8 protein-coding genes and 1 pseudogene are annotated in these 10,060 nt (G+C 43.5%); all 9 read left to right on the plus strand.

The genetic code is table 11. The features are described 5' to 3' along the window. Positions 1-1,072 (plus strand): RHS repeat-associated core domain-containing protein (locus ABVT36_RS18145; protein WP_368457820.1); only part of this gene is annotated, 1,072 nt, incomplete at its 5' end. Positions 1,073-1,524: 452 nt separating this feature from the next. Beyond that, a pseudogene (locus tag ABVT36_RS18150) lies at positions 1,525-1,873 on the plus strand (hypothetical protein); the annotation flags it as partial. A 1,116-nt stretch (positions 1,874-2,989) separates the two neighbouring features. Continuing rightward, positions 2,990-4,177 carry a hypothetical protein gene (locus tag ABVT36_RS18155; protein ID WP_368457821.1) on the plus strand — a complete coding sequence of 396 codons (1,188 nt, stop codon included), beginning with the start codon at positions 2,990-2,992 and terminating at the stop codon, positions 4,175-4,177. Positions 4,178-4,435: 258 nt separating this feature from the next. Next, positions 4,436-5,233: a trypsin-like serine protease gene (locus ABVT36_RS18160; RefSeq protein ID WP_368457822.1), complete on the plus strand. Its 798-nt coding sequence runs from the start codon at positions 4,436-4,438 to the stop codon at positions 5,231-5,233. Between the two features lie 1,548 nt (positions 5,234-6,781). Continuing rightward, on the plus strand, positions 6,782-7,036 hold the full coding sequence (locus ABVT36_RS18165) for a hypothetical protein (RefSeq protein ID WP_368457823.1): 255 nt from the start codon (positions 6,782-6,784) through the stop codon (positions 7,034-7,036). An 836-nt stretch (positions 7,037-7,872) separates the two neighbouring features. Next, a complete protein-coding gene (locus tag ABVT36_RS18170) occupies positions 7,873-8,244 on the plus strand; it encodes a zinc-ribbon domain-containing protein (RefSeq protein WP_368457824.1) in 372 nt (123 codons plus the stop codon). 112 nt (positions 8,245-8,356) lie between these two features. Continuing rightward, positions 8,357-8,602, plus strand: a complete 246-nt coding sequence (locus ABVT36_RS18175) for a hypothetical protein (RefSeq protein ID WP_368457825.1) — start codon at positions 8,357-8,359, stop codon at positions 8,600-8,602. A 75-nt stretch (positions 8,603-8,677) separates the two neighbouring features. Beyond that, positions 8,678-9,145 (plus strand): tetratricopeptide repeat protein, encoded by a 468-nt coding sequence (locus ABVT36_RS18180; RefSeq protein WP_368457826.1) that lies wholly within the window; start codon positions 8,678-8,680, stop codon positions 9,143-9,145. Between the two features lie 204 nt (positions 9,146-9,349). Then, positions 9,350-9,787 (plus strand): GNAT family N-acetyltransferase, encoded by a 438-nt coding sequence (locus ABVT36_RS18185; protein WP_368457827.1) that lies wholly within the window; start codon positions 9,350-9,352, stop codon positions 9,785-9,787. Positions 9,788-10,060: the final 273 nt, after the last annotated feature.

Below are 10,060 nucleotides of genomic sequence, written 5' to 3' on the forward strand. Positions count from 1 at the left end.
TAACGGTTATCGTGTATATAATCCCGGATTAATGCGGTTCCATGCCGCAGATTCTATGAGTCCTTTTGGCAGAGGTGGCGTAAATAGCTATGCTTATGCATTAGGTGATCCAATCAACTTACGTGACCCCAGTGGGCACTTTGCGCTTATCAGTTTGCTCATTGGTGCCATTATAGGCGCGGTAATCGGAGCAGCGGTTTCCGCTGCGGTGGAAGGAATCAGGGCGGCCGCTACGGGAGACGAATTTGATTTCAAGCAAGTATTTATCGGAGCGGCTCTCGGCTTTATCAGTGGAGGATTTGGTGCTGCAGCCATTGGTGCTAAAACAGGAGTTCAAGTAGGCATAGCGGTGGCGGATGCTGTGGTTTCTGGTGCTGCCGATTTTGGATTAACTACGCTTGCAGACCTCAACAACCCAGATGGTCCGGACTATGGAGCCGCTGGTGTAGGCGCTGGAGTAGGTGCCGCGATTGGCCTAGTGACCTTTGGCTTAGGAAAGGGAATTGGTACCGTGGTCAGCAAAGTAAGTAGAAAGCTTGTGCGGCAAAATAATCAAATAGGCTTTTTGCTTTCTCCCACGGGGGGGAAGTCCAAATTACCCTTATCGAATACTCAAACCCAAGCTTTAGCCGGGCAAAGTAATCCGGAGACTGGAACATCGTTCTTTGCTGGAGTTTATACTACCATAAGAAATTCATTTGTTAGTGGTCAGAAGGTTGATGTTCCAACTGAAATTCCCGAGCGAAAAATAATACAGGATGCATTTGCTGGCGTTCCTCAGGATGAAATGTCGCCATTCGCTAGACGACTTGCCTTTGTCAACGATAATTTGGCTAGTAATGGTGATCGAAATATACCAATGGAGAAAGCTATAGGTTATCGGAATACCGCTTTAAAAGTAAACAGTGGAGAAGTGTCAAATTCTTACGCACATATGGAGGCCGCTGGTCAATGGATAGCCTCAAGAAAAGTGCCTGGTTCAGTTAGGTTTGTGGGGGCATCAATGAACTTTGCAGCTACATTTTTTGCTGGTGCTGAAGATGCTATGAAGTATAGAAGGGGTAAATTTTAAGCTTATTGACAAACAGAGCATTCTGTATAGTTTGCTTAATATTTGTGATATATTTAAATAATATTTTGGGGTACCCTTGTAGGGTACCCCAAAAGCAAACACCTTTAGCCTAGCAAATTTGCTTAATATCCAACAGAAAGGCCATCACTAGGGCCTGTCGACACTAACTGAGTTGGCCCTGTTGTGACAGAAAAGGTGCCAATCGAGGCAAGAGGAGCGCGGTTTGGTTGTTCCAAATGAGCGACGAGCAACGAAGAGTGGTGCCTTTTCCGGCACAACCCGAAGGGCTGCCCCTGGTTTCGCGCCCTGCGGCGTTAGAAATTGCTTATGTGGACTCATCACACAGCGCAATTCCTGCCTTGCAGGCCACTAAACCAGTGGCAGCAGGGCTATCTCAGTTAGTGTCGACAGGCCCTAGCGTCTGTCTCCACTAAATCTAATAAAATCTGCATATGGAAATATCAAAATCGCGGTTTAAAATTATCGAACGGTTATTTTCAGTTCAAAGAGGCAATGTAAAAATATCTAATAGGCAGGTCATTTATACCCTTCTGTATGCGGCCGAACACAGCCGCAAATGGAGAGCCCTTGCTGATCGGTTCGGAAAGTGGTATAGCATTTGCATGCGTGCCAATCGATGAGTCAGAAAACGAGAGGAGTATGATCGCGAAATCTACAAAAAAAAACGAAGTAGAGCGCCTGTTTAAACGACTGAGAGTACTCCGAAGAATCTTTAGTCGCTTTGACAAGTTGGACATAGTATGCATTTTTTTCAACTCTTTACTCATCTCTGACAGGCTGATTAGTGTAGACAGGCCCTGGAAGACTTTCAGCGTTAGCAACCTCGTGGAGGAACTCAGGAAATAGGGCGAGAACGTCGACGACAGTACTTAATCACAACTTTCTGTTCAAATGCTTCCGATAGGCCTATCTACACAGTCCAAAATACACGGGACGTCCTGCTGGACGTATAGCATAAAAACCCGCCACTGACATGGGAATCCGTCACCCAGTTCGAATGAGCAGGGCAGCACACCGTGTACAAGATCAGTGGGGGGCGCTATACGGCTGGCATTGATTCTCAATACCGGGCCATTACCCAAAATCCAATTCACAAGCCATAGGAAACAGACATACCACCTTTTCCCCTTTGGGTATGACGCTCAGCTTGGTGTCCTGAAAATTTGCCTAGATGATCAGCGGTGGCTCACTCGGCTGGCACGATTCTGCGGGCCTCAGTGACACAAAACAACGAGATGGCAAATAGCGAATTCCCTTCAACAGTAGTCCTAAAATGCACAATTGCGATTATTCACATCGTGCAGACCCATGCGGCCGATGACCTTATTCCTTCGATCGCTGTAAGCCAGTTATTTCAGTTGGATTTATTCATAGGAAACTTCCAAAAAAGCATTCTTACAGTCAAATAATTTAAATTCATATTTGAGATATTCATCACATTTAGATATTGCAAATCACGCAAAAAAGTATATTGTCATTAATGACAGATTAGGCATTTTGAGGAATAAATGACAAGTTAGTTAGATTGATACAGAGTTGAGAGCAACTGATCAAACCAAGTCTTAGCCCTTAAATCAATCGCCCTATACTGCGGCTTCTTGTCTATTTTTCCAACTGTATAACAGACTGCACAACGCATAAAAAATGTAGTTGATTCATGGCAAATAAAAAACTTAAGGAGGGCCAGTAATCATGAAAACTTAACTCATAATAGAATTTTTTGGTTGCACAACCTCACGAAGAAACTACTTAACTCTACGGAATCGTTTCGCAAACCCGTAGGTTCTGTAGAAATATTGAAGCTTCAGATGAAGAATGCAAAATATTTGCTAGGCAAGCTCTGGTTGAAGTTTTCAATTTGAATTTATTAAGTTCTCAGCATATTGGAAATTGAATATGAATACAAAGTGTAAGCTAAAATTAATGGCCTTAAGTTCTCTATGTATAAGCGGCTATGTTTTTGCTGATGGTCCCCCAGAAATTCCATTTCAAACTTTATTTTTAGAGGGCGAGTATGCCGATGTTTTTCCAAACAATCGAATTTATGCCAACGGCAGAATGCAAGCAGAAGTTGACATTTTTTATCAACTAAAAGATGGCTATACTTTTATTGGGGCAGATCTCAAAGAACTGTATACGGGACAGTCGTTTGAGAATACAGTAGTTTCTGATGGTTACAACGGGTACATCAAAGATATTCGATTAGGCTCTGGTACACCTGCCTCGACGCCCCAAGTCTCCACACTATCAACAAATCAGGTGGCTAGAAAATATCTTTCTTCTTCAACTTTGGGTGTAATACGCGTTTGTGTTGAAGCAAAAGCACGTAACAACGATACAAACGCGATAATCACTCAAAGTACTTGTGAAGGTACTACTAATAATGCCTCTGTTTCAATAGAGAAACTCAGCCCAACCAATTTTGCTTTATCAAGTTTCACTGCGAGTGACTTTGATACTGGTTTTCAAGACACTAGCAATATCTTGGATGCGTGGAAAATTCAGGCGCTTACATATAAGCCTCAAGGATTCACTCTTAGAAGGGTATGGAATGAGGATGCAATTACATTTTCAAGCCAACAACTTGGCTTTCACGGAATTACTTCTGCCCCTTATGGCTTATTGGCGAGTTACCAACCTCCAACCCCATTTGATACTGAACCATTTACTCGCATCTATGGCAGCACTTCGCTCTATTGGGTTTCAGACACTACCGCCAACGAACTGGAGTTTCCGTATGTCAACACATATAACGCCATAGCTGGTGGAATACTTTACAAAAAGCATGCAATTAATTTTGATTTTAATACCAATGAAAATATAACTTTTGTGGTGACATATGGAGGTGCTTACACAACCTACATAAACTTCAATGTCCCAGTTGCATCCCGTAACAATGCAAATATGGGCTGGTATTTCCCCGGATATACTGTTCCAGATTATTTTATGGATTTAGAGCCTGCTGAGAAAAAAGTTTACTTTGAAGATACTTTTGGTAATCGTGGTCATTTTTCTTTTTCTAGGGAAAATAGAAGTGATCGTTTTGGGCCTGGCTACTATAAAATAAGTGTCAATAATTCCTAAACTAACCTGTAAGGGTAAGTATTGCACTTACCCTTATATTTCATGACTCAGGGGAGTGCTTTCGCTGCAACTACGGCGGTATCAGTGACCTCTTTTAAGTAGAATCATGCTATATGCTCATCATTTAATATCCTTTATTTTGTCATTTTCGGAGTATATGGAGGTAAATTCTAAAGAATAGAATATTCAATAAACTCTCAGGAGTTTCTCAAAATAGGTTAATTTATTGAATTAATTTATAGTTGGAGTAATAAAATTATGCATACAAAATTCTTTTTTGGATTAATAGCATCCATGACCATCGGTTTTTCCTCAGCCTCTCAAGCATTGATTAATGGAGTAGATAGAGCTGTACGAGGAGAATCAGCGACTGTGGCTCTCCTTAATGTTGATAATGATTTTCTTTGTACCGGGGCAATCATCAATGAAGAATGGATTTTGACAGTTGCCGACAATAAATGCCGTAGTGCACAAACAATCCGTATTGATAGTGAAAAATGGAATGCTAACGGAAACTTAATCAACATTAATCAAACCTCCGCAGTTTTTAACTACGACAACACTCTCTTACTATATAAATTAGTCTCGTCAATTCCTGTAGGACCTACACTGAGGCACGAACGGATACCTCTTTTAGCTCCCAGGAGCGATTCTGCAATATCTTATAGGGCAGAATTATTTGAGCTTGATGCTCTTACGCTAGAAGGCTGGGGAAAGCGTTGTAATCCTTGCGAGACCTCTGATAGTTTACTCACAGCTTCTGCAACAATCTCTGAAGGAGCTTCCGTAAGCTTTATAGACTTTATAAATAATGGTAATGATCCAGATGCGTATTTTTCCACAATTCCGATTAACTTCACTGTGATAGATCCTAGCCCTATTGTACCCTCTACAGATACAGGTACATTAATTTTTGTAAACACTCCATTTAGGACCTCTCATGAAAAAAGTTTGATCGGTTTCTATAGTTCAGATAATTTTACGGGTGTTGATAACCAATTTAAAACCTTTACTCCTGATGATCTCACATGGATTAATACTACAACTAGTCAGTAACTCGTTATGTCAACTAATAACTTAAATTTCATTACGCGGCGAGCAATTCCGCTCGTCGCCTCATCAATCGTCTGTTCAGTGATCGACAATCCTTCATCTTTCTTGGATGGTTATTGAATCGATCCATTATCGCTTGCACCTTAGGGTGTCCTGACAATATCGTGCTGTCCCGCTTTAACAGCGAGTGGGTGTCGTATTTCGGCACGAATAAATTGCCGAAGTTCAACGAGGTGTCAGCTACTGCCTGATGACCAACTATAACTGGGAGCGCTCACATCAACGTAACGATGGTGTGCCTCCCGCAAAGATAAAAGGGAGTTTTAACTTTCTGTCCGGAAATAGTTGGTCACTACACAAAGGCTTGACCGTATAAGTTATTTTAAATGAATTCAGTTCATGCTGGCGAACAAAATTTGAACAGGTGTGTTATGGCCGGTGAAAATTATATTGTGTTGACTGGCAGGTCAAAAAGTAATGTCCTCCTGATGCCTGATGCCTGATGCCTGATGCCTGATGCCTGATGCCTGATGCCTGATGCCTGATGCCTGATGCCTGATGCCTGATGCCTGAAGTGAATCAATGACAATGAATCGCATGGTGGCAACTTTCCTATTCACTTTCCCCATATCACCCCATACAGATGGACTTCCATACCGGAATTAATGTGCTACAGGGTTGTGCCACTATAGATTAGTGGTCGGTGTAAGCCCTTGAAAATCATGTGATTTCGAGTAATTGCGTGATTTTCAAAGAAGGAAAACCAATGGATAAGGCGCTTTCTGGTGGATTTCATAGAACTGATTACTGATTCTTTGTCGCACTGCAGTTGGCTTTGTCAGTCGCTGCAAATAAAGGTGAAACTATACTGAAATAAAGGAAAAATGGACTCCTTGTCGTCTGATACTTCCGTTTGATTGAATTATTTGCAAAAAGCGAATACCCTAGGCCAGCTGCCCTCATGTCCAGCCGTCAAACCGGCGCAGGCTTAAAAAAAGGGCAAAAACAGCTTAAAAACAGATAAAAAACAGACAGAAAAAAGCTGCAAAGATCGCAACACCGTTATTCAATGTTGTTCAACCCGCAGACGCCCTGTAGCACTGTAGCAGTAGCGCCCGCGGTAACTGCATCACCGCACAAAATATTCACTAAGTTAACCAAGGACCGCATCATGACCGCGTAAGGTAAGGCGTAAGCGCCACCTCCCGGTGCTAGGAACACCGAGAGATGGCTAACCCCGAAAGATAACGAAGCTATCTAGCGAGGCTGTCTTGGATGATACGCCACACATTCGCTCGTCTTCAATAAGGTTCCCCCTGAAGCCGGGCCCTACTGGCCACCCCCGCCCCTGGCGCCGGGGTGTCCTGTGGCGTAGCGCGACCATTGGTGTGGTGCTTTACTTCAGCCGCGCACCGCCCTGGCAGCGCAACCTGTCCCCGGATTTATCCTTTCCTTTTCCCCAAGGACCGCGCCTGCGGCGAGAGAAACGGCGCAAAGCCAATCCCGCTGTCAGCGGCTCTCCGTCACAGGCGATTCAAGGAGCCTATAAAGATGGCCGTATTCCCCTGTCGATTGTCTGTGCCACTACAACTGGAAAGCTTCTATACCATTACGCCCGTAGGCATCCACGACGATATCGTGGAGTTGGAAATTGCGCCATGCGAGGTTGGTCGCCCCCTATGGCTCAAGCGCTTATTTGAGTTGCAGGAGCACGCCTGGGAGCTGGCGGACCACCAGGCCTTGTACCCCTCCTCCCATACACCAGCCCCAGCCCCACCGAAACCGACCAAGCGAAAGCGACCTTGACCCAAGGACAGGGCGCCTCTAAAGGGCGGACGCCCTGAGCCGTACCGCGAGTGCTTGCCTTTCCCGCTCCCACAGCGGGAAGGTAAGCGTGGTCACTAGGGGGGTTACCAGCAAGCCCTGGATCCTTACTGGTGCCACCGTAGTGGCGCAGGACTAAATCGTAGCAGGCGGCGCCGCCGAGGATATACTTATAAGCCTGACAACGGATTGAGTTGCCGGTTCAGTAAAAGCTGTATAAAGTTTACGCGGAAGCATGGTTTGAATGGAAGTTTTAGAAAGCTGACGCAGAATTGCTTTCGAGAGTGCAGCCAGGATAATGGCACTTATGATGACCACTCTATAAATATTATGGGGCCATAATGAGTCGACTCTCAAAAGCTATCGACAATTTGGGGATGATACGTCTCTTGAAATTGGAGGGGCGTGAAGTGCGTTTAGCCTTGCTCCTAAACAAGGAGGACTGGAAGCACTTGGCGGCTCCGTGGTGGCGAGGGAAGAGCGCATCTATCGTTGGGGTAGACCTGGATGGAAATTTTGTGCTTTGCAAAAGCTCAGGTGAATTTATTCTGTGGGACCACAGTATGTCTAGCGAAGTTTTTATCTCAAATAAATTAGAGGGATTGCTCAAAAAATTAGAACTAGATCCAAGCAATATACCTTAATGATTCAACTCAAATGACAGCTTTTAGGTTACCTGGATTATTCGCCGAGTGTAATACTAGTCAACAACTTGAGTTATAATTTGCTATGTTATCTGGGTGACTGCTGTAAAGAACGAGATGGAACTGCTAGCGCTAAGGTTCAGTCCCGCATAAATTGATAATTGTGTAGCCAGTATGAAGAGTGGAAAGCAGCGTAAAGCTGAGATAAAACAATCAAGACTGGCACGTATAGCTAAGCACAATAGAGAGATTAATCCTTTTAAGGGCCCGGTGCCCGAATGGGCCATCCCGGTAAACGCTGCCGAGGTGGTATACCATTCTATGTTCTTGGATATACCGCTTTTCTATGTTGATAAAGAATTTGCATGTAAAGATTGTGGTAAAATTGAGATATGGACCGCTCGGCAGCAAAAATGGTGGTATGAAGTAGCCAAAGGAAACTTTGAAACCACAGCTGTAAGATGCCGTCAATGTAGAGATAAAAGGAAGGCGAAGAGGGATGCCCAAAAGAAGCATATGGAAGAAATTTCAAACGAAAGTTATTGATCGAATGATGTATTTTATTAAAAATATATAAATTTGTGAAATAGTCTCATACAGGCTGCTATCTAAGCGGTAGCCTATTGGTACCAAATAATAATAAATAAAAGGCTAGGTTATGAAATTTTTTGTTTTTCTCCTGTCCGTGTTGATGGCTTCCAATTCATTAGCTAAAACAGCCTGCAAAGAGCTTGTAACAGAAATTTCTACAGAGAATATTTCGTCGCAGAGCAAACTCGCAAGACTCAATGAGGAGAAATCATGTTCAGGAGTCCCAGAATACGAATATGAAAAGGCTATACTGCTGGCTTCAACGCGTGACTTGAATGGAGCTCCATCTATCCTGGAGTCCAGGAAAATTTGAGGTGAACTTAAAGAGCGTGCGACTCTTCTTCAGGCGAAAATCTATGCTGCAAATAATAAAAAATCTGAAGCGATCGTGCTTATCGATGAATATTTGGAGAGTCACGGCGGAGATGCAGCGTTATACTATTTCAAGGGAAAAATGCTTAACTCTCAAAGAAAATTCAGTGAGGCTTTCGATAGTTTTAAAGCATCCGTAACAATCGCGCCAAATCCAGAGTCGTATCGAGCAGCTACAGTTTCATATTACGCATTGGGTCAGTGCGATAAGGCGGTATCATACATAGACCAGGCAGTAGTGTTGGATGAAGCCACCTTTGGTGATCTTGGTTCAATGCTTGTGATGTCCAGGTGCTATGCAAGGAAAGGGAAATTTGTTATTTCTACTAATGCACTAAAAATGTTGCTGGACAAGAACCCCAGAGCTGAGAATAACTCCGATTTCCAAGCAGCGCTTGCCAGTTTGCGTTCAAAAATTGCTCAGGCAAAGGAGGCCGACGACGGTTCAACAGATGTGCACCTGGTGAATCTCAGGGATATATAGAGGTCCTGCATGTTTAACGTGGTTCCGCAATGGGGTAGCTTGCTTTGTGCACGTCTAGCGCTTTTTTATGCGATCCAACTATCGCACAAGGCATGCAATAAATTGTTAGCGCCTGTTGCGGGCATGAGGGGTCAAAAATATCCATAGCAATAGATATTGCATCACCGCGAAATAAGGGTTGCATATCAGTCGAGGGTTCGCATTATGAAATCTATGGAGTATAAGTCTGAATACCGGGAAATTTGCCGCTCTATCTTTCTAAAAAATGTACCTGACTTTTTCGCTGAAAACGAGGAAAGTCCTTTCCTGGAATTTTTGGATTCTGCACCTTCCATATACCGGATAGTCCTGCTTGATCAGGAGGTTATAGGTAGCTTTGGTGTAACTGAAATTATGGTGGGGGAGGCGGGACGTATATCATGGATTATGTTGGACCCGGCAAAGCAAGGCGTCGGAGCTGGGCGTTATATGATCGATGAGTGCTTGAGTATTGCCAATGACTACAAGCTTGGAGCCTTGAAAATTTCGGCGAGTCATCTGTCCGAAGCATTTTTTAAGTATTTTGGAGCCAGTAGAGAGGGCTTTGTTAAAGACGGTTGGGGAAAAGGAATGCATAGAGTAGATATGCTTCTCCAAACTTAACTTGCCCAATGAAGGATATAATGCATCACTGGGATGCACCCAATAATAAAGCTGTTGATTTCTCCGAAGAATTGGTTCCGTATTGTTATCTCTTGTAACCCTATGTAGTTATTCTCAAAGTCTGATATATGATTTTGTATGGTTATTCGCGGTTTCAAGTAATATTAACCCGGCACGCTTATAGTTCTTTACGCCGCATATTCAATAGCGGGATGCCTGAAGTAGGACGCTACCCGGGCTGGCATCTTCTGTAGTTTCCTCATATGCGATAAT

The organism is Microbulbifer sp. TYP-18, assembly GCF_040932045.1.
Lineage (GTDB): Bacteria > Pseudomonadota > Gammaproteobacteria > Pseudomonadales > Cellvibrionaceae > Microbulbifer.